This is a genomic window from Microcystis sp. LE18-22.4A, assembly GCF_027531105.1.
Classification (GTDB): domain Bacteria; phylum Cyanobacteriota; class Cyanobacteriia; order Cyanobacteriales; family Microcystaceae; genus Microcystis; species Microcystis aeruginosa.
Map to the genome: position 1 here is coordinate 1 of NZ_JAPZRB010000227.1, position 1,188 is coordinate 1,188.

The following is a 1,188-nucleotide window of genomic DNA, read 5'->3' on the forward strand; positions in this document are numbered from 1 at the left end:
TTATATAACGCCTTAGATTGGTTATTAGAAAAACAAGAGAAAATTGAGAAGCACCTAGCACTTAAACACTTAGAATCAGGAACATTAGTCTTGTATGATGTCACTTCTACCTACCTAGAAGGAAATGGTTGTGAACTGGGCAAATATGGTTATAACCGAGATAAAAAGAAAGGCAAAACTCAGATAGTTTTTGGTCTGCTCTGTTCAGCCAAGGGTTGTCCGATAGCGGTAGAAGTATTTGAAGGAAACACTTCAGATGGTGCTACTTTAAGCGGACAAATTGAGAAAGTCAGAAATGGTTGGGGGATTGAGAATGTGGTCTGGGTAAGTGATAGAGGAATTTTCACTAACTCGAAAATCAACGAATTAGTAAAACCGATAGAAGGATTAGACTATATTACTGGTTTAACTAAGCCTCAAATTCGGAAACTGGCTGAGGTGGAAGTGATTCAATTAGGATTATTTGAGCAGGTAAACTTGGTGGAATTTGAGAGCGAAGATTATCCCGACGAAAGATTAATTGCTTGTTGGAATCCCTTAATCGCCCAGAAAAATCAACTACAAAGAGAGGCATTATTAGAAGCGGTAGAGAAGGAACTAGATTTGATTGTTCAGGCGACTCAAAGGGAGAAAAGAGCTTTAAAGGGTCAAGATAAGATAGCTTTGAGAGTGGTCAAGGTTCTTAATCAGTTTAAGGTCAATAAATACTATAACCTAGAGATAACAGAAGAAGGCTTTTCTTATCAGCGTAAGCTGGAATTAATCGCTCAAGAAACGGCCTTAGATGGTGTGTATGTGTTAAGAACTTCTCTGGAGTCAACTTTGATGGATGCAGCGACGACGGTTAAAGCTTATAAAAGTTTATCTCAAGTGGAGGAGGCATTTCGCTGTTATAAGTCAATTGATTTAAAGGTACGTCCTATCTATCATTATAAGGGTGATAGAGTCAAGGCTCATATCTTTTTATGTATGTTGGCTTATTATGTGGAATGGCATTTAAAACAGTCCTTGGCTCCTTTGTTATTTGAGGATGAAGAAATTGATGATAGTTCTCTGAATGTGATTAAAGCGAGTCGCAGTGAATCCGCTCAGTCTAAAGAGAGAAAAAAACGGAATCAAGAGAACCTACCTGTGCATAGCTTTCGGACTTTGTTGGAAGACTTGGGGACGATTTGCTTGAATACAGTA

General features: G+C 38.3%; 1 protein-coding gene. It reads left to right on the forward strand.

The genetic code is table 11. The annotated features are described in order from the left end of the window. On the forward strand, positions 1-1,188 hold a 1,188-nt coding region (locus tag O9295_RS10130; RefSeq protein WP_288032869.1), incomplete at both ends, for an IS1634 family transposase.